At 67.3% G+C, this 24,101-nt stretch carries 25 protein-coding genes; 16 read left to right on the top strand and 9 right to left on the bottom strand.

Annotated features, from left to right (window positions below; all coding sequences use genetic code 11):
- Nucleotides 1–58: 58 nt before the first annotated feature.
- On the top strand, nucleotides 59–1,153 hold the full coding sequence (locus NO363_RS07185; protein ID WP_256683979.1) for a glycosyltransferase family protein: 1,095 nt from the start codon (nucleotides 59–61) through the stop codon (nucleotides 1,151–1,153).
- A gap of 26 nt (nucleotides 1,154–1,179) precedes the next feature.
- Nucleotides 1,180–1,656, top strand: coding sequence for a DUF7109 family protein (locus tag NO363_RS07180; RefSeq protein WP_256683977.1), 477 nt, complete (start codon nucleotides 1,180–1,182; stop codon nucleotides 1,654–1,656).
- Here the strand turns inward: NO363_RS07180 and NO363_RS07175 are convergent, their stop codons facing one another.
- Nucleotides 1,657–2,676: a lysylphosphatidylglycerol synthase transmembrane domain-containing protein gene (locus NO363_RS07175; protein ID WP_256683976.1), complete on the bottom strand. Its 1,020-nt coding sequence runs from the start codon at nucleotides 2,674–2,676 to the stop codon at nucleotides 1,657–1,659.
- Nucleotides 2,677–2,823: 147 nt separating this feature from the next.
- On the opposite strand from NO363_RS07175, the gene NO363_RS07170 reads away from it, so the two are divergent.
- Entirely contained in the window at nucleotides 2,824–3,438 is a 615-nt protein-coding gene (locus NO363_RS07170; RefSeq protein WP_256683974.1) for an NUDIX hydrolase, read from the top strand.
- Here the strand turns inward: NO363_RS07170 and NO363_RS07165 are convergent.
- Both NO363_RS07165 and NO363_RS07160 read right to left on the bottom strand, forming a co-directional pair.
- Nucleotides 3,435–3,932, bottom strand: a complete 498-nt coding sequence (locus NO363_RS07165; RefSeq protein ID WP_256683973.1) for an Hsp20/alpha crystallin family protein — start codon at nucleotides 3,930–3,932, stop codon at nucleotides 3,435–3,437. The two genes, NO363_RS07170 and NO363_RS07165, sit on opposite strands and share 4 nt — an antisense overlap.
- Nucleotides 3,929–4,087 (bottom strand): DUF7559 family protein, encoded by a 159-nt coding sequence (locus NO363_RS07160; RefSeq protein ID WP_256683972.1) that lies wholly within the window; start codon nucleotides 4,085–4,087, stop codon nucleotides 3,929–3,931. Before NO363_RS07160 ends, NO363_RS07165 begins: the two co-directional genes overlap by 4 nt.
- A gap of 81 nt (nucleotides 4,088–4,168) precedes the next feature.
- Between NO363_RS07160 and NO363_RS07155 the strand changes: the two genes are divergently transcribed.
- From NO363_RS07155 to NO363_RS07125, 7 genes are all read left to right on the top strand, one after another.
- Nucleotides 4,169–5,869 (top strand): radical SAM protein, encoded by a 1,701-nt coding sequence (locus NO363_RS07155; protein WP_256683971.1) that lies wholly within the window; start codon nucleotides 4,169–4,171, stop codon nucleotides 5,867–5,869.
- Nucleotides 5,870–5,935: 66 nt separating this feature from the next.
- Nucleotides 5,936–7,738 carry a flippase-like domain-containing protein gene (locus tag NO363_RS07150; RefSeq protein ID WP_256683970.1) on the top strand — a complete coding sequence of 601 codons (1,803 nt, stop codon included), beginning with the start codon at nucleotides 5,936–5,938 and terminating at the stop codon, nucleotides 7,736–7,738.
- Between the two features lie 50 nt (nucleotides 7,739–7,788).
- A complete protein-coding gene (locus tag NO363_RS07145; RefSeq protein ID WP_256683968.1) occupies nucleotides 7,789–8,538 on the top strand; it encodes an NRDE family protein in 750 nt (249 codons plus the stop codon).
- A 24-nt stretch (nucleotides 8,539–8,562) separates the two neighbouring features.
- The gene (locus NO363_RS07140) at nucleotides 8,563–8,907 is read left to right on the top strand and encodes a helix-turn-helix transcriptional regulator (RefSeq protein ID WP_007741411.1); all 345 of its coding nucleotides are present in this window, start codon (nucleotides 8,563–8,565) and stop codon (nucleotides 8,905–8,907) included.
- A gap of 69 nt (nucleotides 8,908–8,976) precedes the next feature.
- A complete protein-coding gene (locus NO363_RS07135) occupies nucleotides 8,977–9,864 on the top strand; it encodes a DUF5791 family protein (protein WP_256683965.1) in 888 nt (295 codons plus the stop codon).
- Nucleotides 9,861–10,748 carry an NAD-dependent epimerase/dehydratase family protein gene (locus NO363_RS07130; RefSeq protein ID WP_256683963.1) on the top strand — a complete coding sequence of 296 codons (888 nt, stop codon included), beginning with the start codon at nucleotides 9,861–9,863 and terminating at the stop codon, nucleotides 10,746–10,748. The genes NO363_RS07135 and NO363_RS07130 overlap by 4 nt, the downstream gene beginning before the upstream one ends.
- 48 nt (nucleotides 10,749–10,796) lie before the next feature.
- A complete protein-coding gene (locus NO363_RS07125) occupies nucleotides 10,797–11,597 on the top strand; it encodes a helix-turn-helix transcriptional regulator (RefSeq protein ID WP_256683961.1) in 801 nt (266 codons plus the stop codon).
- On the opposite strand, the gene NO363_RS07120 is transcribed toward NO363_RS07125, so the two are convergent.
- Nucleotides 11,581–11,880: a transcriptional regulator gene (locus NO363_RS07120; protein WP_256683960.1), complete on the bottom strand. Its 300-nt coding sequence runs from the start codon at nucleotides 11,878–11,880 to the stop codon at nucleotides 11,581–11,583. The genes NO363_RS07125 and NO363_RS07120 overlap by 17 nt on opposite strands.
- Nucleotides 11,881–11,978: 98 nt before the next feature.
- On the opposite strand from NO363_RS07120, the gene NO363_RS07115 reads away from it, so the two are divergent.
- Nucleotides 11,979–12,374, top strand: a complete 396-nt coding sequence (locus NO363_RS07115; RefSeq protein ID WP_256683958.1) for a nascent polypeptide-associated complex protein — start codon at nucleotides 11,979–11,981, stop codon at nucleotides 12,372–12,374.
- A complete protein-coding gene (locus NO363_RS07110) occupies nucleotides 12,371–13,108 on the top strand; it encodes a methyltransferase domain-containing protein (protein WP_256683956.1) in 738 nt (245 codons plus the stop codon). Before NO363_RS07115 ends, NO363_RS07110 begins: the two co-directional genes overlap by 4 nt.
- 46 nt (nucleotides 13,109–13,154) lie before the next feature.
- On the opposite strand, the gene NO363_RS07105 is transcribed toward NO363_RS07110, so the two are convergent.
- The 5 genes from NO363_RS07105 to arcD form a co-directional block, all read right to left on the bottom strand.
- On the bottom strand, nucleotides 13,155–14,123 hold the full coding sequence (locus NO363_RS07105; protein ID WP_256683954.1) for a DMT family transporter: 969 nt from the start codon (nucleotides 14,121–14,123) through the stop codon (nucleotides 13,155–13,157).
- A 274-nt stretch (nucleotides 14,124–14,397) separates the two neighbouring features.
- Complete coding sequence (locus tag NO363_RS07100) at nucleotides 14,398–15,273, bottom strand: universal stress protein (protein WP_256683953.1); 876 nt, start codon at nucleotides 15,271–15,273, stop codon at nucleotides 14,398–14,400.
- A gap of 105 nt (nucleotides 15,274–15,378) precedes the next feature.
- The gene (locus NO363_RS07095; RefSeq protein WP_256683952.1) at nucleotides 15,379–15,984 is read right to left on the bottom strand and encodes a metal-dependent hydrolase; all 606 of its coding nucleotides are present in this window, start codon (nucleotides 15,982–15,984) and stop codon (nucleotides 15,379–15,381) included.
- 85 nt (nucleotides 15,985–16,069) lie between these two features.
- Nucleotides 16,070–16,723 (bottom strand): helix-turn-helix domain-containing protein, encoded by a 654-nt coding sequence (locus NO363_RS07090; protein WP_256683951.1) that lies wholly within the window; start codon nucleotides 16,721–16,723, stop codon nucleotides 16,070–16,072.
- Nucleotides 16,724–16,767: 44 nt separating this feature from the next.
- Nucleotides 16,768–18,240, bottom strand: coding sequence for an arginine/ornithine antiporter ArcD (arcD, locus tag NO363_RS07085; protein WP_256683950.1), 1,473 nt, complete (start codon nucleotides 18,238–18,240; stop codon nucleotides 16,768–16,770).
- A 398-nt stretch (nucleotides 18,241–18,638) separates the two neighbouring features.
- Between arcD and hutU the strand changes: the two genes are divergently transcribed.
- Genes hutU through hutH form a run of 4 tightly spaced genes read left to right on the top strand, consistent with a single transcriptional unit; the run spans nucleotide 18,639 to nucleotide 24,098 of the window.
- Nucleotides 18,639–20,375 carry a urocanate hydratase gene (gene hutU, locus NO363_RS07080; RefSeq protein WP_256683948.1) on the top strand — a complete coding sequence of 579 codons (1,737 nt, stop codon included), beginning with the start codon at nucleotides 18,639–18,641 and terminating at the stop codon, nucleotides 20,373–20,375.
- Nucleotides 20,372–21,292, top strand: a complete 921-nt coding sequence (gene hutG / locus NO363_RS07075; RefSeq protein WP_256683946.1) for a formimidoylglutamase — start codon at nucleotides 20,372–20,374, stop codon at nucleotides 21,290–21,292. The genes hutU and hutG overlap by 4 nt, the downstream gene beginning before the upstream one ends.
- Nucleotides 21,289–22,521, top strand: a complete 1,233-nt coding sequence (gene hutI, locus NO363_RS07070) for an imidazolonepropionase (RefSeq protein ID WP_256683944.1) — start codon at nucleotides 21,289–21,291, stop codon at nucleotides 22,519–22,521. Before hutG ends, hutI begins: the two co-directional genes overlap by 4 nt.
- Nucleotides 22,518–24,098, top strand: coding sequence for a histidine ammonia-lyase (gene hutH / locus NO363_RS07065; protein WP_256683942.1), 1,581 nt, complete (start codon nucleotides 22,518–22,520; stop codon nucleotides 24,096–24,098). Before hutI ends, hutH begins: the two co-directional genes overlap by 4 nt.
- The last annotated feature ends 3 nt before the right edge of the window (nucleotides 24,099–24,101 follow it).

Below are 24,101 nucleotides of genomic sequence, written 5' to 3'. Positions count from 1 at the left end.
CGCGCTCGTCCCGAACGAAACTACCGAGCATCGAGCGCGCGAGTGGCGAGTTCGACTCATGGAGTACGTTCAGGAACGGATCACGACGCTACACGGGTTCGCCGACGAGCCGCCGGCCGCGCCGACGGAGCGCACGGCGGTCGTCGTCCCGATGACCGGCCGCGAGCACCGCACCGATGCGGCCGAGCACGTCTTTTCGTCGCTCGCCACGCTCGACGTGGCCACCGTCATCGTCGCCTTGCGCGCCCCGCGCGAGCGCGTCGAGTCGATCGCCGAGTGGCTGTCGGGGTTCGCCATCGATATCGAACTGTTCTGGTGTGGCGGGCCGCGCCTCGCCGCGCTGCTCGACGAGCACGGTCTCGACGGCGAGAGCGGGAAAGGTCGGGACGTCTGGCTCGCGCTCGGCCCCGCGAGCGACCACGAGTTCGTCGTCGTCCACGACGCCGACGCGCTCTCGTACTCGCCCGCCGACGTCCGCCGCCTCTGCGCGCCGCTCGCCGACGGCTTCTCGTTCGTGAAGGGCTACTACGCCCGCATCGAGCGTAATCAGCTGTTCGGCCGGCTGTTCCGCCTCTTCTACGAACCGCTCGTGGCCACTCTCTGCGAGCGCCACGACGCAGCGGTCCTCGGCTACTTCGGCGCGTTCCGCTACGCGCTCGCCGGCGAGATCGGACTCACCGGCTCGCTCGCGCGCGAACTCCGGCTCGGCCGGGGCTGGGGGCTTGAAATCGACGGGCTGGCGACCGCATTCGACGAGGCAGGGTTTGCGGACACCGCACAGGTCGATCTCGGGATCGACGTCCACGATCACCGGTCGGTGTCGGGGGCCGACGGCCTGGCAGCGATGAGCCGGGAGGTCGGGCGAGCGCTGCTGCGCGCGGTCGAAGGACACGGCGTGCGCCCCGCGTACGATACCTTGCCGGCGCGCTACGAGCGGACGGCGGCGCGGTTCGTCCGCCAGTACGCCGCCGACGCCACCCACAACGGGCTGGAGTACGACGCCGACGACGAACGCGCGCAGGTCGGCGACTACGCGGCGGCCATCGAGCCACCCGAGATCGACGATCGGCTGCCGGCGTGGACCGACGCACCGCTCGACCCCAACGAGGTCCGGGCAGCGGTTCGGGCCGATCTCGCGGCAGCAAAGGACTAACCCGTGGCCCACGGTAGGACGATCGAATGAAGCTGACCCACGACGAGCTCGCCGGCATCGTCGATCTCTTCGGCGCACTTTCGCGGAGCGAACTCGCCACCGCGGGCGACGAACTCGCGTTCAAGCGCGGTGCGAAGTTCGACAGCCCGGACGTCGACGCGGCGCTCGCGGCCTATCGACTCGTCGCGTTCGATCCCGATACGATCGCCGACCGGACCGCGGACGAACGGCTGCTCGCCGCCGGTCCGACGGCGTTCCCGGCGCTTCCCGACGGTGCCGAGGACCTGCCACACATCCTCGACGTCGATGCCTGTACGCCCGATCGCGCAGCACTTGGGGCAGTCGTCGAGGAGCGGTTCCGCGCGGACGCGGCGCGTGCGGTCGCCGAGGACGATCACGAACGTATCGCGCGGCTGCTCGACGTGAGCTACGATCTCGAAACGTGGGCCCCGATCGCCCTCGACGGCGTGCGTGATCGACTCGATGCGGCCGCGGGCGACTGATCAGGCGCGGGCGGTGACGTAGAGCGCGGCCGGGCCACAGACGATGAGTGCAAACACGTAGCTCGTCGCCCGATAGAGGATCGCGAGCGCGGCCGCCGCGCCGGCACCGACGGGGGTGAGCGCGACCACGAGTGCGACCATCGCCGTCGAGACGCCGCCGAGACCGCCCGGCGTCGGGACGAAGCCGGCGAGCGAGCTCGCGGGGGCGAGGAAGGCGACCAGCAGCGGATCGACCGGCAACGAGAGTGCGAGCGCGGCGAAATACAGCGGCGCGGCGAAACAGATCCAGCCGAGATACGAGTAGACGATCCCGACGAGCAGATCGCGCGGCTCCGCGGCGATGCGCGCGATCTGGCTGTAGAAGGTGTCGATGCGCGTCTCGATCCGCTCCATCGACACCCGATCGGTGCGTGTCGTCACCGGACGGGCGAGCGTTGTGATGATCCGCTCGACGAGATCGCGCCGTCGCCACGCACCGTAGACGATCGCCGGTATGCCGATGGCGATGGCGGCGAGTCCGATCAGGATCGAACTCGCGCCCGGCGGCACTGTCCCGGTGATCGCGAGCGCCGCGAGCCCGATGCCGGCGAAGGTGAAAAAGGGCAGCAGATGCATCAGATCGGCCGTCGAGACGCTTGCGAGACTCTCTTCGTAGCTCGCCTCGGTGTCGGCCGAGAGGACGTAGGCGATGAACGGTTCGCCGCCGGCCTGACCGAACGGCGTCGTGTAGTTCGCGAACGTCGCCGCGAGATAGGTCGGAATCAGCTCCCGGTAAGGAATCTCGATCCCGCCGGCATCGAGGACGACCTGCCAGGTCTTCGTCCACGCGAGCAGGTAGCCACAGGTACAGAGACAAGCGACGGCCACCCAGCGGAGGTCGGCACGCGCGAGCGCGTCGGCGATGTCGGCCCAGCCGACGACGTTGCCGAGGAAGTAGAGGAGCACGGCGGCGATGAGGAAGCCGACGAGCATCTTCCCGATCGAGCGCCGGTCGAGGATGTCCGCGGATTCGGTCGCCACGTCAGGCTCCTGCCGGTCGCCGCCGGTCACGCTGCGATCCGATCATGCTGTCGAGGGGACGAACGGCGGTGGCATAAACGACCCGAAACGATCGTCCCGAGACGAACGGAGCGGACGAATTAAGCCCCGTCGGCGTCTCACGACGGTATGCATCTCGCGCGGGTCGCCGAGCACGCCGCCACGGGCGTCACCGACGAGCAGCGCGACGCGGCCGTGCTCGTGCCGGTCATCACGCGCGAGCGCCCGGACGACTACGGCGGCGCACATCTCCTCTTCACCAAGCGCGCCGACCACCTCGGCGAACACCCCGGACAGATGAGCTTCCCCGGCGGCGGGCGCGAGCCGATCGACGATGATCTGACTGCAACCGCGCTGCGCGAGGCCGACGAGGAGATCGGTCTCGACCCTGACACCGCCGAGGTCGTCGGCCGACTCGACGATATCCGTACCATCACGCGCTACGCCGTCCGGCCGTTCGTCGCGCGCGTCCCCGATCGCGAGTATGTCCCCGACGAGCACGAGGTCGCCGAGGTCGTCGTGCTCCCGATCGCGGCGCTCACCGATCCCGACAACTACGATTCCGAACGCCGCGATCACCCTCACTACGGCGATATCCGACTCCACTTCTTCCGCGTCGGCGACTACGTGGTCTGGGGTGCGACCGGCCGCATCCTCGTGCAGTTTCTGGAACTGACGACCGACTGGCGCGTTCCCGACGATCCCGATCGCGTCGTCGATTCGGATGCCGACTTCCCGGTTTAGAACTCGTCGACGTCGTCGTCCGTCGTCTCCTCGTCAGTCTCTACAGACGTATCCTCGACTGTCTCGTCGTCAGCCGTCTCGCCCTCGTCGGTGGAGATCCGGATCGGCCCGTCGTCGGAATCCTCGACTTTCGGTAGCTCGACTTCGAGCGTGCCCTCGGCGGTGAGCGACGCGCTCGCGACGTCGGGATCGACCGTCGCCTCGGCGGGGAGCGTCACGCTGCCGTCGAGCGAGAGGCCGCGACCGGGAAAGCGCATCTCGAACCCTTCGCGGTGCTCGCGGGTGCGGTCGATACGGACGTGGACGGCGCGCTCGGAGAAGCGGACTTGGACATCGTCGGCGTTCGCGTCGGGCGCGTCGAAGACGACGAGATAGGCGTCGTCGCTTTCGAGCAGATCGGTCGCCAGCGGGCGGCGCTCCTGGGCACGACCAGCGAACCGTCCGACGCCGTCGAGCACGCGCTTGAGGACCGATTCGCCGACATCGCTGCTCACAGTTCGACCTCCCGGAGCGAGTCCGTCTTAGTGCAGTACGGACATTCGAAGGCGTCGATGCCCACGTCGTCGGGCATGTCGTAGGTGTAGTGCATCTCGAACATGTCGAGCTCACAGTCGTCGTTCTCACAGACCACTTCGAGGGTTGCGGGCATACGTCCCGTACTGCCGGACGACCTATCAACCCCACGGGTCGTGAGAGTGGGAGTTTTACGCCGCGACGCTCTTGTGACCCCATGACCGATCCAGCCACGCTCGACGTCACCCTGGTCGATGGGTACGTCGACGAACCCGCCCACTTCGGGGTGCCGCCGTACATCTCCACGTATCCACGGTTCACCGCCGGCGCGCTCGTCGATGCGGGCGTTCCCGAAGAGCAGATCACCTACCACACGATCGACGAACTGCGCGACGAGCGGGACAAGTGGCGTGACGTCGCCCAGGCCGATCTGATGATCTATCTCGGTGGGATGACCGTTCCCGGAAAGTACGTCGGCGGCACGCCCGCCGAACCCGACGAGGTCCGCGAGCTCGCGTGGGTCGCCGAGGGCACGAGCCTGATGGGTGGTCCGGTACGGTTCGGCGTCGGGGAGGAGAACGCCGGCGGCCAAGAGACCGAACGCAAGGACCTCGATTTCGAGTTCGTCGCCAAGGGCGACGTCGAGGCCGCCGCCCACGATCTCGTGGGCAATGGGTTGGAGGGGTTCAGCAATCGCGTCCGCGATGTCGGGGAAGTCACGCGCTGGGCACGACAGGGCGCGTTCGTCGTCTCCCAGCACCCGAACCATCCCGACTACCTCATCTGCGAGCTCGAAACGTCCAGGGGCTGTGCCTACCGCTGTTCGTTCTGTACCGAACCCCTGTATGGAAACCCCTCCTTTCGTCCGCCCGATTCGATCGTCAACGAAGTCGCTGCGCTCGCCGACCGCGGCGTCAAACACTTCCGCCTCGGCCGACAGGCCGACCTTCTCGCCTACGGCGGCGACGGTGAAGCACCCAACCCCGACGCGCTCCGGGAGCTCTACGGCGGCATTCGGGATGTCGCGCCCGACCTCGAAACGCTCCACCTCGACAACATCAACCCGATCACCATCGTGCGCTGGCCGGAGCAATCGCGGGAGGGACTGCGGATCATCGCCGAACACAACACGCCCGGCGACACGGCTGCCTTCGGGCTCGAAAGCGCCGACCCCGTCGTCCAGGAACAGAACGATCTGAACGTGACCGCCGACGAGTGCTTCCGCGCCGTCGAGATCGTCAACGAAGAGGCCGGCTGGCGGCCTGAGAGTGATGGAACCGCTAACCGCCTGCCGAAACTGCTGCCCGGTATCAATCTCCTCCACGGGCTGCAGGGCGAGCGCGAGGAGACGTTCGAACTCAATAAGGAATTTCTCCACCGGGTCTACGACGCCGGCCTCTCGCTCCGCCGGGTGAACATCCGGCAGGTGATGGCCTTCGACGGGACCGAGATGAGCGAGACCGGCACGCAGATCGCCGACGATCACAAGAAACTGTTCAAGCAGTACAAAACCGAGGTCCGCGAGGAGATCGACAACCCGATGCTCCAGCGTGTCGCGCCCGCCGGGACGCTCCTGCCGGACGTCCATCTCGAATACCATCAGGACGGCAAGACATTCGGTCGGCAGCTCGGAACCTACCCACTCTTGGTGGCGATTCCTGGCGAGCGTGATCTCGGGAACGTCACCGACGTCGCCGTCACCGACCACGGCTATCGCTCCGTATCGGGCGTGCCGGCACCGCTCGATCTCAACCGTGCCTCGATGGACGAACTCGCGGCGTTGCCCGGGCTCGGCGACCAGCGCGCGGGCACGCTCGTCGTGAACCGGCCGTACGGGTCGCCCGCCGAGGCCAGCGACGCGCTCGGCGTCGAGCTCCCCGGTTTCGCCACTGCCCGCGCGCCGGAAGGGGCCGACTGAGAGCGAGCGAACGGGGACCGTGTAGAACCCGGAAATGATTTGTCGATGGCTGGCGCATTCGGAGCAATGAGTTCGGTCGCCGTGAGCGTCGTCCTTCCGGCCTACGACGAGGAGCGCACGCTCTCAGCGACCGTCGAAACCACGCTCGACACGCTCGGATCGTTCCTCCCCGACGGCTCGTTCGAGCTGCTCGTCGCCGAGGACGGCTGTACCGACGACACGCCCGAAATCGCCGCCCGGCTCGCCCGCGAGGACGACCGCGTGCGCCACGTCCACAGTGACGAGCGGCTCGGCCGCGGCGGCGCGCTCACCCGTGCCTTCCGGGCGGCGCGCGGTGACACGCTCGCGTACTTCGACACCGATCTCGCGACGGACATGGGGCATCTCGAAGAACTCGTCACCTCCGTTCGCTCCGGCGAGTACGACGTCGCCACCGGCTCGCGCCTGCTCGCGGCGAGCGACGCCGACCGGCCGGCGAACCGCGACGTGCCGAGCCGCGTCTACAACGGGCTCGTCCGGCTGTTCCTACGCTCGTCGGTCCACGACCACCAGTGTGGGTTCAAGGCCTTCGACCGCGCGGTGCTCGACGATCTCCTCACCGATGTCGAGGACGACCACTGGTTCTGGGACACCGAGCTACTCGTGCGCGCCCAGCGCGCCGGCTACCGCGTCCGGGAGTTCCCCGTCGACTGGACGCCGAAGGGCGATACGAAGGTCGATTTCGTCCGCGACGTGCTCGGCATGGGCAGCGGGGTGCTGCGAACGTGGTGGCAGCTCGCCGTCGCGCCACGGATCACTCGGCGCGTGACGCTCGTCGCCGGCACGCTGCTCACGCTGTTCGCCGTCGCGCTGATGCCACAGTACATCGACGTCTCACGGATGATCGCCGAGATCGAGACCGCGAACCCGGCGCTCGTCGTCGCCGCGGCGCTCGTCTATGTTCTCTCGTGGCCGCTCCGCGGGGGACGCTACCGCGACATCCTCGAAGAGCTCGGCTACACCGAAGGGCTCGGCTTCCTCACCGGTGCGGTGTTCATCTCCCAGACCGGCAACCTCGTCTTCCCGGCGAGGGCGGGCGACGCGGTCCGGGCCTACGTCGTCAAGACACGCCGACGCGTCCCCTACCCGACGGGCTTCGCCTCGCTGGCTGTCGAACGGGTCTTCGATCTGCTCACGATCACGCTGCTCGCCGGCGTCGTTCTCATTGGACTCGCCGGGACGGGGATCACTAGCCTCTCGGGGCTTGGTGCGACCGTCGCCGGCGGGAATCAAAGCGGGCGCGTCGCCCTCCTCGTCGCCAGCGGCGTCGGGGTGGCCGCTATCGTCCTCGTCGGTGCCATCGTCGCCAGCGCGCGCTCGGATCGCAATCTCGTCCGTCGCGGGATGGAGAAGGTGAGCTCGGACGCCTACGCCGACCGCGTCGCGGGCGTCATCGAGCGGTTCGTCGGCGACGTGCAAACTGTCGCCGGCGATCGCGGTGCGTTCGCCCGTATCGGCGCGAGCAGCGTCGTGATCTGGACGCTCGACGTCATCACTGCCCTGCTCGTGTTCGCCGCCTTCGACGTCGCACTGCCTCTCACGACGCTCGTCGCCGTCGGCTTCTTCGCCGTCAGCGTCGGCAACCTCGCCAAAGTGCTCCCGCTCTCGCCGGGCGGGCTCGGTCTCTACGAGGGTGCGTTCAGCCTGCTCGTCGTCGGACTGACACCGGTCGCCACGCCGATCGCCCTCGGCGCGGCCATCGTCGACCACGCGGTGAAGAACATCGTCACCGTCGTCGGTGGACTCGCCTCGATGCTCGTGCTCAACGTCTCGCTCACGACCGCCGTCGAGGAGGGCAGCGAGGTCGAGGCGACACCGACCGACGACTGACTGGTGCACTGACCAGGCCTATTTAGGCGCGCCGGCCCCTTCTTCGAACCATGTGCACCCTCGTGCTCGCGTGGCAGGTCTTCGCCGACCGTCCGGTGGCGGTGGCGGCCAACCGCGACGAGGCCGTCGACCGCGAGTCGAACCCACCAGGATTGCTCTCGGACGAACCCGCAATCCTTGCTCCGAGCGATGCCAAGGCCGGCGGGACGTGGATCGGCTACAACGAGCACGGACTGTTCGTCGCGGTGACGAACCGCTGGACCGATCAGGAGCTGGCGGGCGAGCGCTCGCGCGGACTGCTCGTCAGGGACGCGCTCGAACGCGACTCGGCGGAGGCGGCCGCCCGTCACGTCGAGCGCGCCGTTGAGGCCGACGAGTACGAGGGGTTCAACGTCGTGGTGGCCGATGCGCGGGCGGCGATCTTGCTCGAATGGGACGGCCAGTTGCAGCTCCGAAACCTCGACCCCGGCGTCCACGTCGTGATGAACACCGGCGCGATCGGCGACGTCGACGTGCCCGAGTCGTGGCCCGAGCGCGGCGAGCGCCAGGCCGAAAACGGCCGCCAGGTGCGCGCGGCGCTTCAGCCCGATCCCGGCGAAACGAGCGAGGAGTGGCTCGATCGCGCGGCCGATGTCCTTGGCGATCACGACTACGGGGTCTGCGTCCATCACGAGGAGTTCGGCTTCGGCACGCGCTCGTCGTCGCTCATCACCATCGACGAGGATGGCGATGGCAAGTACGCGTTCGCCGACGGGCCACCCTGTCGAACCGCGTTCGAGCCGGTCGAACGCCGGATTTAACCCATCCGGCGGTGTGGATAGCGTATGAGCACGACGGCCGAGGTGGAGCTCTCGGAGGACGAGCGTGCCGGTCTCGAACTCGTTCGCTCGACGGGCGGTATCCACCAAAGCGATTTCTGGAAGGAGCTCGATGTCGACTCGCGCACAGGCAGTCGCATCGCCGAGCGCCTCGAAGAGCACGGGCTCGTCGAGCGCGAGGACACCGTCTACGAGGGCCACAACACCTACTACATCGCCCCGGCGGCGCGCGATCTCGACTTCTCGCTGCTGATGGCCGGCAACAACCTCTCGCCGCTGGTCGGCGAGGAGGACGTCGAGGCCGACAGCGACGCCTTCTCGCAGTGGATCATGCAGCTGGCCTACGAGTAATTACCGGCATTCCCGGCTGCTTGCACCGAGCACGAACGTTCAAACCCGAAGCCGCGACCAATCGGCGGCGTGGAGCCGTCGCATCGCACGAGCATCGAGCCGACCAACCGGGTGGACGCACGCTGTGACTGTGAACCATCCGTCGAGAGCAGTCGTCTTTTGATCGACGCGAGCGACTGCGTCGGGGATGGCCGGATCGCGACGACGCCAGCCTGTCGGGCGACCGCCATCGCGGCGCTCGACGACTCTATCACCGAAATCGAAATCCACGACGAGGACTGCGAGCGCCGTCACGACGAGGGGACGGTCGGCATGTTGCTCGCCGCGGCTCGCTTCGCCGCCCTCGTCGCCGATCGAGATGCGACGCTGGCGCGGCGAGCACATCGGGAACCGCTCGTGGCGGCCCGCGCGGCGCTCGCTCGCGGTGGACGGGTGGGCGAACTCGCCGCCGTGACCGGTCTGGCCGAGGCGCTCGCTCGGGGATACGGCGTCACGGACGAACTCAATCCACTTACGTCGGGGACGGCTACCGGAGCCATGTTCCACGACGTCGAGAATGCGGGCGAACTCACGCCCGACGAACTGCGCGCGCGGTACGACGAACTCCTCCGTTCGGTCGTCGAGAGCCACGGCAGCGACACGATCCGCGAGGAGACGGGCGTCGAGGGCGTCGGGGCGCTCACGAACGGCGAATCGCCGTCGCTCACACTCGACGAGGCCGCGGCCGTGCTCGCGCTCGATCCCGAGGAACCCGACGCCGACGCCATCGCCATGGAAGCACGCGATCATCTCCTGATGGGGATGACCACCGCAGTTCTCGACGTCGAGGCGCTCGAATCGGGCATCGACGGTGCGCTCGACGCGCGCGAGATCCAGCAGAAGATCGAGGGACGGCTCGCGATGGAGCTCGACGAGTTCGCGCTGCTCCACGGCTACATCGAGGAACGAAAGCCATGAGCGTCGCCATCCTCGGCTGTGGCTACGTCGGCCTTGCACTCGGTCGTAGCCTCGCGCCCGATCGCCGGGTCGTCGGCGTGCGCCGATCGGCCGACGGGCGGGCGGCGATCGAACGCGCCGGTTTCGAGGCCGTCGAGGCCGACGTCACCAGTCAGGAGGAGCTCGCGGCCGTTCCGAACGTCGATACGGTGGTGTTCGCCGCGAGCTCCGGCGGTCGCGGAGCCGACGCCGCCCGCGAGATCTACGTCGACGGGCTCCGGACCGCCATCGAGACCTTCGGCGCACGCGAGGAGCCACCCGATCGGCTCGTCTACACCTCCTCGACGGGCGTCTACGGCGATCACGACGGCGACTGGGTCGACGAGGGGACACCCATCGAGCCGACGACCGAGAAGACCGAGGTGCTCGCCGAGGCCGAGCGGATCGCCATAGCGGCAGCGGACGAACACGGCATCGACGGCACCGTGGTGCGCTTTGCGGGTCTCTACGGTCCGGAACGCTACCGGCTCGATCGCTACCTCGACGGGCCCGTGACGGAGGGGTATCTCAACATGGTCCATCGCGCCGATGCCGCCGGCGCGATCCGATTCCTGCTCGAAAGCGACGTGGCGCGCGGCGAGACGGTGCTCGCCGTCGACGACGAGCCGGTCGCAAAGTGGCAATTCGCCGACTGGCTGGCCGACGAGTGTGACGTGCCCCGCCCGGAGAAACGGACGACCGCCGAGCGCCTCGCCGACGAGGGACTCTCGGCACCGGCGCGGCGACGCATCGAGACGTCGAAACGCTGCTCGAACGACAAGCTTCGGGAACTGGGCTACGAGTTTTCCCATCCGACCTATCGCTCGGGCTACCGGGCAGCGATCGAGGAGTATCGCCGCGGTTGACAGTACCCAGCGGAAGCTTCTTTCGTCTGCACGGAAATCCCCAATCGAATGGCGTCTTGGGAACACGTCGCGTTTCTCGCCGGTTCGGAAAATCGCGTCCGGATCCTGGAAGCGCTCCAGGAACGGCCGCGTCGGCAGTGTGAACTGGTCTGTGAGTGTGGGCTGTCGCGCTCGACGGTCCATCGGGCGCTCGACGGGCTCGCCGACCGCGAGTGGATCCACAACGAGGGCGGTGTCTACCAGCTTACGGTCGGCGGACGGCTCGTGCTCGATCAGTACGAACTGCTCGAAGCGACGATCGAGCGCGTCGACGAGTGGGGATCGTTTCTCCAACATCTCGGCGAGGCGGCCACGACGCTGCCTGCGGCGGCGCTCGACGACGCGCAGCTGGTGTCGAACGCGCCGGAGAACCCCCACGCGGCCATCGGCCACGTCGCCGACGCGTTCGCCACGAGCGACGTCGACACGTTTCGCGGCATCTCCCCGGTCGTCAGCCCCGTGCTCAACGACGGTGCGCGCGAACTCGCCACGTCCGGGGCGGAGATGGAGTATCTCATCGATAGTTCGGTGCTCGATGCGTCGCAGTCGGCCTACCCGGAGGCGCTCGCGGCCGCGCATTCGATCGATCGGTTCACGCTCTATCTCTATCCCGGTGAGATCACGTTCGGGCTCGCGATTCTCGACGAGCGCGTGCTGGTCTCGACCTACGACGAGCACGGCTCGCTCCACGAGTGCCTCGACGGGGCCGACGAGGCGCTCGTGCGGTGGGCGAACGACGTCTACGAGGATCACCGGGCAGTGGCCGAGCCCGTCGAGGCCCCCGAAGCTGAAGCTACCCCTCGACAGTGAAGCGCGGCTCCTCGATCGCCTCGCTCTTGCACTCGGGACAGCGTGAGGGGCGGTTGATGCGGTCGTCGAACCCGTCGAACCCGCAGTCACGACACTCCGGCGGGGCGACCAGCAGCTCCTCGTCGGTCCCGTCGATCGACTGGGCGACGTGCTCGACGTGATCGAGCGCGGTCGCCGTCGTGATCGAAAACTCGGTCGCGAGGCTGCTCGCGGCGGCCGGCTGTTCGCGGAGATGGTCGGCGATGCGTTGGCGCGTCGTCGCGTCGGCGTCCGCTCGGCGCATGGATTGTCTGGGAAGCGGTCGCGCAAAACCGTTTGCCTCCGCGCGGTCGTCTCGGAGTGGGTCGGAAGCCACAAGGCGCTGGCTGTCCATCCGCAGGTATGTTCGGAGGAGGCGGCGGTCTGAACCCGCGCAAGATGCAACAGATGATGAAACAGATGGGCATCGACATCGAGGAGATCGATGCCGAGGAGATCGTCATCCGCACCGGCGACGAGGAACTCGTCTTCGACGACGCCGAGGTCCAGCGGATGGACGCCCAGGGACAGGCGACCTACACCATCACGGGCGAGCCCGAGACACGCTCGGCCGACGACGAGGAAGCGATCCCGCTCGGCGAGGGCGACGACGATGCCGACACGGGCGGTACGGATCGGATTCCCGATTCGGACGTCGAGATCGTCGCCCAGCGCACGGATGCGAGTCCCGAGGAGGCACGCGAGGCGCTCGACGCCGAGGACGGCGACCTCGCGGCGGCGGTCTCGCGACTGGAGTGACGGCCGTTCTGCTCGTCGGCGAGGGCCGCGAGTATCTCCGCGAGCCGGGCGCGAAGTTGGAGACGGATCTCGGCGTGCTCGACGTACCGACGGACGCGAGTAGTGGCGACGTGCTCGAAACGCATCTCGGCACCGAATTCGAAGTCAGAGAGCTCCGCGGTCCGGATCTCTTCAACCATTTCGAGCGCACCGGCGCACCGATGTTACCCCGAGACATCGGTCTGGTGATGGGCCACACCGGCGTCGCGACTGGCGACCGGGTGCTCGACGCCGGCACCGGAACGGGCGTGCTCGCCGCCGCGCTCGGCCGTGCGGGCGCGTCGGTCGCGACGTACGAACAGGACCCCGAGTTCGCCGCCGTCGCCCGCGAGAACATGACTCTCGCCGGGGTCGAGGAGGACACGAGCGGCGGCAGCGTCGACGTCCGCACTGGCGACGTGCTCGACGAACTCGACGAACTCGATCGTCGCTTCGACCTGCTCACGCTCGACACCGCGGACGCGCCGGCGGTCGTCGAACACGCGCCCGATCTGCTCGTTCCGGGGGGATTCGTCGCGATCTACTCGCCGTTCGTCGAGAGCATGCGCGAGACGGTCGAAACGCTCGACTCGGTGGGGATGGACGCCGACACGTACGAGACGATCCAGCGCGAGATGGACGTCGACGAGCGCGGGACGCGCCCCTCGACGGCCGGTGTCGGGCACACCGGCTATCTGATTTTCGCACGGAAATAAGGGTCGTCGGTCTTCGCCGATCTTTCGGAGAACCGCGGGAAGGAGTTCAGTCGGAAGCGGGCGACGACCGCCGGACGAAGAGGTTGACCAGCGAGCGCCGCTGGATGCAGACGAACCCGGCGATGATGGCGGCAAAGCCGAGCGCGGTCAGCGTGTCGATGAGCTGGCCCAGGACGAGCCACGAGAGCACGGTCGCGGCCGCGGGTTCGAGATAGCCGATGAGGTTGACCTGTGCCGGGCCGAGGCGGTCGAGCAGCGTGAAGTAGATGAGAAAGGCTCCGGCACCCGAGACGAGGCCGAGATAGAGCAGCGAGATCCCCGCCGTCGGCGTCCATCGAATGGCGGCGAGCGATTCACCGCGCAGGCCGCCCGTGAGCATGAGCAACGCCGCTCCGATCAACATCGCCCAGGCCTGGACGGTGCGCATCGGCAGCGTCGTCTCGATCGTCCGCGTCAGCACGCCGCCGAGCGCGAACGAGGCCGCCGCGAAGAAGACCAGCACGATGCCGGTCATGTCGCCGGCCAGCAGCGCGCCGGGATCGAGCGCCGCGATCCGCTCGGCGAGCGGTAAGCTACTCTCCTCGGCGATGCCGGGCTGGGCGACCAGCAACACGCCGAAGAGGCCGAACGCGAACCCGAGCCCGTCGAGCGCCGAGAGATGGGCATCGAGGATGGCGACGGCGAACAGCGCCGTCAGTACCGGCCCGAGGCTGACGACGATGGCGGCGACGGCACCGCTGAGATACTGTTGGCCGAGATAGAGAAACGAGTGGTGGCCGCCGATGAGAAAGGCCCCCGCGACGCCCGCGAGCGTCCATTCACGACGACCTCGTGGTCGCCAGCGCGGCGTCGTCAGCCACGCGTAGGCCAGGATCACCACGCCGGCGATGAGGAATCGCAAGCCGGCGAACTCCAGCGGCGGGAAGTACGGCAGTCCGAGGTCGATCGCGACGAACGAACTCCCCCAGAGCGTGCCGAGCGTGACGAACGCGATCGCCAGTTGCCGTGTGCTCATCGACACCGCCGGCCGGTCGAGCGCGCGTCGAACCGCGGTCGGAGAACGAAGCCACCAGCTATCGAATCGAGTGCAAACATCTCATCCACACCTAGACAACCACACCATCATATTGCTATTGGTTCGGTCGTTCGCAGTCAATCAGGATGATTATCGTGTGTCAGTGCAAGACAAACGCACCCGTTCGTCGACCATTGCCGTGCGGTCGGCACGTTACTGACGTATTACCGACGAACTGGTGGCGAATCTGACGCGTGGCCCCGACGATTGGAAATCAGACGTCTCGCGTCGTGAGGACGGGAACGTCGCTGGTTCTGACGACGCGCTCGGTTACGCTACCGACGAGATAGCGTTCGATTCCCGTTCGGCCATGCGTCCCCATCGTGACGAGATCGATATCCGCCGCGTCGACGTAGTCGGTGATGGCCCGGTAGGGTGTACCCTGGACGACTTCGGTGACGACGTCGATCCCGCGCTCCTCGGCCGTGTCGGCGACGGTCGCGACGGCGCGCTCGCAGTCGTCCGACCAGGTGTCGATGACCGTCGAGATGCCGGGACCGACGTCGTAGGAGCCCGCCAGCGAGTTCAGATCGACGACCGACAGCGCGTGGACGGTGCCGTCGTAGCGATCGGCGATCGCCAACCCGTGTTCGACGGCGGCGGTCGCAGCGTCGCTGCCGTCGGTCGGGATCAGCACGTCGCCGTAGCCGGCATCGGTGGCCGGTTCCCGTCGCGTCGTGAAGACTGGAACGTCGCTCGTCCGGCCGACGCGCTCGGTGACGCTGCCGATGAGCACGCGCTGGAGACCCGTGCGCCCGTGGGTGCCCATCGCGACGAGATCGGCGTCACGATCGGCGATATCGAGGATCGTCTCGTGGACCGTACCGTGTTCGATCGCCGTCTCGTAGGAAACGTCCGTCTCGGTCGCGAGCGCTTCGAGCGTTTCGAGCGCGTCGGCCGCCTCCTCGTCGAGCACCGTCCGCCGCTCGGCGATCGAATCGAGACCGACGATTCCGTCCTCGTTCGCGGCGTTGACGACGCTCAGAAACTGGAGTCGGCTGTCGAAGGCGTCCGCGAGCGCCAGCGCGTGCTGTGCGGCCGCGTGCGCCCCGGTGCTGCCGTCGGTCGGAACGAGGATGGTGTCGTACATGATCGTCAGCGGACGTTCGACGGCGAGTGACAAAAAACGGTGGCCGGCGACGTCGACGGAATCCGACTGCGGCGTCGGCAGGGTCGGCGATCCGTAATGGTCGCCTCAGCCCTCGACGAACCGTTCGGGGACGTACTCGGTCATCGTGGCAGGGACGAACCCGATCAGATGCTCGGTTACTGCGGGCACTCGCCGGCGGACGAGCGCGTAGCCGACCGAGAGACAGACCGTCGTCCCGATCAGCCAGCGCAGCGGTGCGCCAGCGACGAGCAGCGGCGGGATGGCCAGTAGCGCGCCGAGCAGCGCGTCCTCGGGCGCACCGTCGTAGCGCACCCAGCGCCGTGGTCGACGCCAACGGCCCGCGAAGTGGTCGTACACCGCCCGCTCGGAGGTCGCACGCCACGGCCGGAGTTCGAGCCCGCCGCCGAAGACGTCCATCGTCGAGTGGAGCGCCGCCGCGAGGAGGAAGCAGACGAGGGCGACGGTCGCCGGCCCGGTCGAAACGACGGCGAGCGCGCCGGCGGCGAGCGCGAACGGCCAGTAGTAGACCGGGAAGTGGAGCGTCTTGCGGTGGCCGGCGTAGAGATCGAGGTCGGGGAACAGGCCGCCGACGAACGCCGCCGCGAGCGCCATGGGTGCCTGTTCGGGGGCACCGAGCGCGACGAGCGAGGCGACGGCAACGCCGGCCAGCGCGTGTGTCGTTGCCATCATCGTACCGTCTCGTAGGTGATCGGCGGCCAAAACGATATCGACTGCGCGGGACTGCGATTTTCGCAATTCGGACTGTACAGGCGTCTCAGACGCCGACGTACTGCATCAGCGCCGCCATGAGTTTGTTTTCCGCCCGCCGGAGATGTTCCTCGGCGGTGCGCCGTTCGACCCCGACTTCATCGGCGATCTCGCTGGTCGTCGTTTCGCGCGGGATTTCGTAGTAGCCCTTTCCGTGGGCGGTCGTGAGCGTCTCGCGCTGGCGGGGCGAGAGATCGGGCAGCACGCCGTCGAGGCTGAGCAACGGCGCGTCGTGGGCGACCGTCTCGATCTCGCGTTTCCGTTCGACCGAGACCGAGAAACCGTCATCGACGAGATCGCGATAACAGCCCGTCAGGTTGGCCGGATCGAGCGCGAGCACGCGACAGGATTTCGCGCCGTCGGCGTAGCGCAGCGGCGGCAGGAGCAGGCAGTCGTGACGCGCGAGATACGTCTCGATCGAACTTCGCTCGTGGCGTTTCAGACAATCGTCGGTGACGAGCACCGACTCGTTCGGCCGCTGGAGACTGTCCTTGATGCCGACACGCTCGCGGACGTGCGCACGTACCCCGTCGACGGCCTCGTTCGTGACGTAGAGGAGATCGCAGTGGTCGTTACACCACAGTTCGACCGTCGCATCCGTTCCCGCGGTCGCGGCGGCGTAGGCCCCGTCGCCCTCGATGCGGAAGGTCGCCTCGTACATACGCCGCACAACGGCTGCGCTGCCCTAAACCTGCCTCATGGGCGTCAGTCCTCGCCGGGGGCGGCGGGGACGGATCCCTCGCTCGTCGGTGTCGTCTCGCCCGTCTTTCCGTCCTTGTACGCGATCTGCCAGCCGGTGAGCCCCATGACGATGAGGACGAGCGGCGAGAGGAAGCCGAAGAAGTAGTAGGGCGCGTACGATAGCGTCGAGACACCGAGCGTGCCGGCCATGAACAGCCCGCCGCTGTTCCAGGGGATGAGTGCCGCGGAGGTCGTCCCGCTGGCCTCGACGGCGCGCGAGAGGTTCTTGCTCTTCAGGCCCTGTTCGTTGTAGAGATTGCGAAGGGTCATCCCGGGGACGACGATGCTGATGTACTGCTCGGCGGCGAGCATGTTCATCGCCACGGCCGAGATTGCCGTCACGCCGGTGAGACTCGCCACGCCACGACTCAGCCGACCCAGATGGTGGGCGAGCACGGCAAGCATACCCGTCCGTTCGAGGATGCCACCGAGCGAGAGCGCAGCGAGCGCGATCGTCACGATCCATGCACCCCCGAGCAGGCCGCCGCTTTCGAGCAGTCCGTCGACGAGCTGCATCCCCGTTTCGGGGGCCGTCCCGGACTGTGCGGCCGTCCACGCGGCGGTGAAACCGGTCCCCTGGACGGCCATCGAAGTGAATGCGCCCGCGAAGACGCCCGTGCCGAGCGTCGGGAGCGCCGGAACCCCGTAGATGGCCAGCCCGAAGGTGACGAGGATCGGGACGAACACGAGCGGCGACACGGCGTAGGAGCCCGCGATGGCGTTCTGGATCGCGCCGACGCGCCCGGCCGGGATCGACCCGGAGGCGCTCAGGCCGAGGATTACATATAGAACGACCGAGAGGCCGAACGCAACCAGCGTGCCCGCGCGCATCGCGTTGATGTGCTCGTAGAGATCGGTGTTCGTCACCGCGGCCGCGAGATTCGTCGTGTCGGAGAGCGGCGACTGTTTGTCCCCGGTGTACGCCCCCGAGAGGATCGCACCGGCAGTCATCGGCGCGGGGATGCCGAGCCCCGAGCCGATACCGATGAAGGCGACGCCGAGCGTGCCCGCGGTCGTCCACGATGAACCGACCGCGAACGAGACGATCGCGGCGAGGATGGCGGTGAGCGGGAGGAAGATCTCGGGTGTGAGCAGTTCGAGCCCGTAGTACATCAGTCCGGGAATCGTCCCGGCCTGGATCCACGTCGAGACGAGCGCGTAGACGACGAACATGATGAGCACGACCCGCATCCCCATCAGGATGCTGTCGGTGATGCCGTCGTAGAGCGCGTCCCACGAGAAGCCGAGACGGTATCGGACGAACAGTCCAGTGAAGGCGATCCCCCAGAACAGGGGAAACTGCGGGTCGAGGTCGAAGACGACGATACCGACGCTGAGGAAGACGATCATCGCCGCGACGGGGACGAGCGACGCCGCGAGCGACGGGCGTTCGTCGGGATCGATCTCCGCGAACAGCCGCGGTTCGAACGCTACCATTCGTGTCGATCGTCCGTGGTGGTCTCACTAAATGACTTCTCACTTCGCCCGCTCCGCCACCAACCGCCAGAATCGCTCCCACTGGACTGGAAGACGACTCCCACAGCCGATTGCCAATCTGCGACCAGCGAAATCCATGACTGTGAGATCGGGGTCCGTGCCGGTTCGTGATCGTCTATCCTGGGTGTTGTTCGCATAGCTCTCTGTTATCCCAGCGCGAACAAGGAAGGAATACTGCCGAACGGAGGGGTATTTTTATATTCATGCTCACACCGATCGCTCGCCATCGATTCGATCGATCTACGAACGACCGTAACACCCCCGCTCCAGATCGGCTTAAAAATCAACCACCGCTTGGAGGCCAAACTGTCTCGTGACTCGTTCGCATAGTTTGGCCGATGAGCGAACAAGAACCCGCACCGGACGAGGCCGGCATCGGCGAGCCGTCGGCGCAGTGGCGCGAGTACCAGGGAGCGCCCACGGGCACCGAGATCGAGTGCGAGGGCTGGCGGCAGGAGGCGGCCCTCCGGATGCTCAACAACAACCTCGATCCCGAGGTAGCCGAAAAACCCGAGGAGCTCGTTGTCTATGGCGGGACCGGCAGAGCCGCCCGGAGCTGGGACGCCTACGACGCGATCCTCGCCGAACTGCGCGAACTCGACGACGAGGAAACCCTGCTCGTCCAGTCAGGCAAACCCGTCGGACGGTTTCCGACCCACGAGCGCGCGCCCCGGGTCCTGATCGCGAACTCGAATCTCGTCGGGAGGTGGGACGACTGGGAGCAGTTCCACGAACTCGAAGCCGAGGGGAAGATCATGTACGGCCAGATGACCGCCGGCTCGTGGGCGTACATCGGCACGCAGGGGATCATCCAGGGAACCTACGAAACCCTCGCCGAACTCGGTCGCCAGGAGTATGATAGCGACCTCGAAGGAAAGATCGTCGCCACCGGCGGTTTGGGTGGAATGAGTGGTGCACAGCCGCTCGCGGTCACGATGAACAAGGGCGTTTGTATCGCCGCCGAGGTCGACGCCAACCGGATCGAGCGTCGCCTGGAGACCGATTACCTGATGGAACGCGCCGAGGATCTCGACGAGGCGCTCGACGAGGCCGCAGCGGCGGCCGACGCCGGCGAACCCTACAGCGTCGCCGTCGAGATGAACGTCGCGGACATGCTCGAAGCGATGGCTGAGCGCGATTTCGTTCCCGATGTCGTGACCGACCAGACGAGCGCCCACGACGAACTCGAAGGCTACTATCCGAGCGGCTACACGGTCGACGAAGCCGACGAGCTCCGGGAGGAGAACCCCGAGCGCTACGTCGAGGAGAGTCTCGATACGATGGAGCGCCACGTCGACGCCATCCTCGACCTCCAAGAAGAGGGTGCGATCGCCTTCGAGTACGGCAACAACCTCCGCGGGCAGGTCGAGGATCACCGCGGGCGTGAGGACGCGTTCGACTTCCCCGGGTTCGTTCCCGCCTATATCCGCCCGATGTTCTGTCGCGGTCGCGGCCCGTTCCGCTGGGCGGCGCTGTCGGGCGATCCCGCGGACATCCGTCGCACCGACGAGGCAGTCACCGAACTGTTCCCCGAAAACGACTCGCTCACCCGCTGGATCGATCTCGCCCAGGAGCAGGTCTCCTTTCAGGGACTTCCCTCGCGGGTCTGCTGGCTCGGGTACGAAACTGACGACGATGGGGTCACCGAACGCGCCCGCTTCGCGCTCCGGATCAACGAGTTGGTCGCCGAGGGCGAGATCAGCGCACCGATCGTCGTCACGCGCGACCACCTCGACGCGGGCAGCGTCGCCAGCCCGCATCGCGAGACCGAGGCGATGAAAGACGGCACCGACGCGGTCGCCGACTGGCCGATCCTCAATGCCCTCCTCAACTGCGCCGCGGGTGCGGACATCGTGAGCGTCCACGACGGCGGCGGCGTCGGCATCGGCAACGCGCTCCATGCGAACAATCACGTCGTGCTCGATGGCTCCGATCTGGCTGCCGAGAAGGCCGAGCGCGTGTTCACGACCGACCCCGGCATGGGCGTGATCCGCCACGCTGACGCAGGCTACGAGGATGCCATCGACGAGGCCGGCCAGTCGGACGTGCCCGTTCCGATGCAGGATCGGCGATGAGCCTGCGCGAACCGCCGGCCTGGGACGGCCCCTCCGCCGACCCGAACGACGAGCAGTTCGGCGATATCGTCGAACCGATAACCCTCGACCATGCCAGCGAGTTCGACACCGTCCTCGTCGGCGAGCCGTACGACGGCGCGGTGATCGGCCGACGCGGCGCACGTGAAGGTCCTACAGCGCTCCGCGAGGCGCTCACTGGAGTCAAAACCCATCATTTCGACGCGGGGCCCGTCGAATCGGTCGGCGATCTCGGCGACGTCGAGGTTCTGGACGGCGACGTCAGCACGGTCCAGGAATCGATCCGCGAGATAACTCGCGAGATCCACGCGAGCGACGCGCTGCCGATCTTCCTCGGCGGCGACAACTCGCTCACGTATCCGAATGCTGCGCCGCTGCTCTCCGAATCACTCGGCGTCGTCAACTTCGACGCCCATCTCGACTGTCGTGAGGTGCGTGGCGAACCGACGAGCGGGACACCCTACCGGCAGCTTCACGAGGCGGGGCTCGACGCCTACGCTTGCGTCGGTGCACGTCACTTCGAGACATCGACGGCGTATGCCGAGTATGTGGACGAACAGGGTGGCGAGATCGTCACAAGCGAGGCCGTCGGTGACGATGTCGAGAGTGCTGCCGAGCGCGCACTCGATGCGATGGCCGGGGTCGATACAGTCTACGTCAGCGTCGATCTCGACGTGCTCGACGCGACGGCCGCACCGGGCGTGAGCGCACCCACACCCGGTGGACTCACGACGCGCGAACTATTCCGCATGCTGCGAATCGTCGCGGCCGACGACCGCGTGGCAGGCTTCGAGGTCGTCGAGTATGCGCCGCCGCTCGATTCAAGAGAACTGACCGCCGCGGCCGGCGCGCGGGCGATTGCCCACTTTCTCAGTGCGTACGACGGAGATTCATCATGACTGAACTCACGACAGTAATCCACGACGCGAACGAGATCGTCGTCGGACCGGGAACGGACGCACCGCTCGAACGATACGAGAACGCCGCCATCGCCGTCACGGACGGCCACGTGACCGCGATCGGTCCGACCGAAGAGATCACCGACGAGTATCCCGCGGCGAACGCCACACACGCGATCGACGCCAGTGGGAAGACCGTGATTCCGGGATTCGTCGATTCCCACACGCATGGCCTGTTCGCTGGCGATCGTTCGGACGAGTTTGCGGCGAAGCTCGGCGGCGAGCAGTATCAAGACATTCTCGCCGAGGGTGGGGGTATTCTCAGAACCGTAAACGCTGTCCGCGAGGCGAGCGACGACGAACTCCTCGCGAACCTGCTCCCGCATCTCGACATGATGTGCGCCCACGGCACCACGACCGTCGAGATCAAGTCCGGCTACGGGCTCGATACCGAGACCGAACTGCGGATGCTCGACGTGATTCGGCGTGCCGACGAACAGCATCCGATCGATGTCGTGCCGACGTTTATGGGCGCACACGCCGTGCCCGAAGACGAGGACGCCGAGACGTACACCGATCGAGTGGTCGACGACCAGCTCCCCGCGGTCGCCGACCAAGGGATCGCGGAGTTCTGCGACGTCTTCTGCGAGGAGGACGTCTTCTCGGTCGCACAGTCCAGACGGGTGCTCGAAGCCGGGATGGAACACGGGCTCACGCCCAAGGTCCACGCCGAGGAGTTCGTCCGACTCGGCGGCGCGCAGCTCGCGGCCGAACTGGGTGCGACGAGCGCCGATCACCTCCTCCACGCGAACGCGGACGATCGCGCGGCACTCGCCGAAGCTGACGTCACACCAGTACTCCTTCCCGGAACGGCTTTCTCGCTTGGCGCGGATTACGCGGATGCGCGGGCGTTTCTCGACGAGGGCGGATCGGTTGCCGTGGCGACCGACTTCAACCCGAACTGCCACTCACAGAGCATGGGCTTCGCGATCGCACTCGCCTGCGTCGGGATGGAAATGACGCCCGCCGAAGCCCTGATCGCCGGCACACACGGTGGCGCACGCGCGCTCGATCGTGCCGGTGAGGCGGGAACGCTTCGTGAGGGGATGCCCGCCGACGTGGCGATCGTCGACGCGCCCTCGCACGTCCATGTCCCCTACAATTTCGGCGTGAACACCGTCGTAACGGTGCTCAAAGGTGGCGAACCCGTCTCTGGAGGGCAGCGATGAACGAGGACGAACCGGTCGTACTCGACGGCGAATCACTCACACCCCAGGGGGTGGCCGCGGTCGCCCGCCACGATCGCCCGGTGGCCATCGCCGATTCCGCGCGCGAGGCCGTCCGGGAATCCAGAGCGCGCGTCGAGGACGTCCTCGACAGCGACGAGACGGTCTACGGGCTGAACACCGGGTTCGGCCAGCTCGTGACCGAACACATCCCCGAAGGTGATCGCGAGCAACTCCAGACCAACCTCATTCGGAGCCACGCCTCGGGCGTGGGCCGCGAGCTCGAACGCGAGGAGGTGCGCGCGATGCTGCTCACACGGATCAACGCGCTCGTGAAGGGCTACTCGGGCATCCGCGAAGTCGTCGTCGACCATCTCCTGATGATGCTCAATCGGGGGATCCATCCGGTCGTCAAATCTCAGGGCAGCCTCGGCGCGAGCGGCGATCTCGCGCCGCTGGCCCACCAGGCGCTCGTGTTGCTTGGTGAGGGTAAAGCCGAAGTCGACGGCGAGCGCCTCGACGGCGAGGCAGCGCTCGCGCGGGCCAGCCTCGAACCGCTCTCGCTCGGAGCGAAGGAGGGGTTGGCGCTCATCAACGGCACGCAGCTCACGGTTGGGCTGGGCGCGCTCTGTGTCGTCGATGCCGAGCGCGCGCTTCGCGGTGCGGACGTCGCCGGCGCGCTCACGACCGAGGTCTCGATGGGGACGACCGCCGCCTGCGATCCGGCGATCCAGGACGTGCGTCCGCACGCGGGACAGGCCGCGAGCGCGCGTAACGTGCGAACACTCACGGCAGGGTCCGAGATCGTCGAATCCCACCGCAACTGTGATCGCGTCCAGGACGCCTACTCGATTCGCTGTCTCCCGCAGGTCCACGGCGCGGCGCGCGACGCGATCTCGCACCTGCGCGAGGCGGTCGAGGTCGAACTGAACAGCGCGACCGACAACCCGCTCGTCTTCCCCGGCAGCGCGGTCGACGACCGCGCGAGCGGCACCGAGTCCGTGGGCGTGCTTTCGGGCGGCAACTTCCACGGCGCACCGCTCGCGCTCCGGCTGGATTACGCCACGAACGCGCTCGCCGACCTCGCCGCCATCGTCGAGCGCCGTGTCGATCGGCTGCTCAATCCCAATCTCCAGGAGGAGCATCTCCCACCGTTTCTCACGCCCGATAGCGGCGTCGGCTCGGGCTACATGATCGCCCAGTACAGCGCCGCCGCGCTCGTCAACGAGAACCGATCGCTGGGATCGCCCTCGACGGACAACACACCCGTGAGCGGCGGGCAGGAAGACCACGTGAGCATGAGTACCCAGAGCGCATTCAACGCCCGTACGGCGGTGGAGAACGCGCTGACGGTAGTGGGGATCGAACTGCTCTGTGGCGCGCAGGCGATGGAGTTCGTCGACGACGGGCTCGATCCCGGTAGCGCCACCGGTGCGGCCTACGACGCACTCCGCGAACACGTCCCGCCGCTCGACGCGGATCGACCGCTCCACGGTGACATCGAGATCGCGACGGAACTGGTCGCCACCGGCCGACTAGACGAAATCGTCGAGGGTGCGTGCGACGACCCGATCTCATAGCGC

The sequence above is a fragment of the Halococcus qingdaonensis genome (genome assembly GCF_024508235.1).
Classification (GTDB): domain Archaea; phylum Halobacteriota; class Halobacteria; order Halobacteriales; family Halococcaceae; genus Halococcus; species Halococcus qingdaonensis.
The sequence above is the reverse complement of the archived record's forward strand: the minus strand, read 5'-3'. Positions and strand labels throughout refer to the sequence as shown.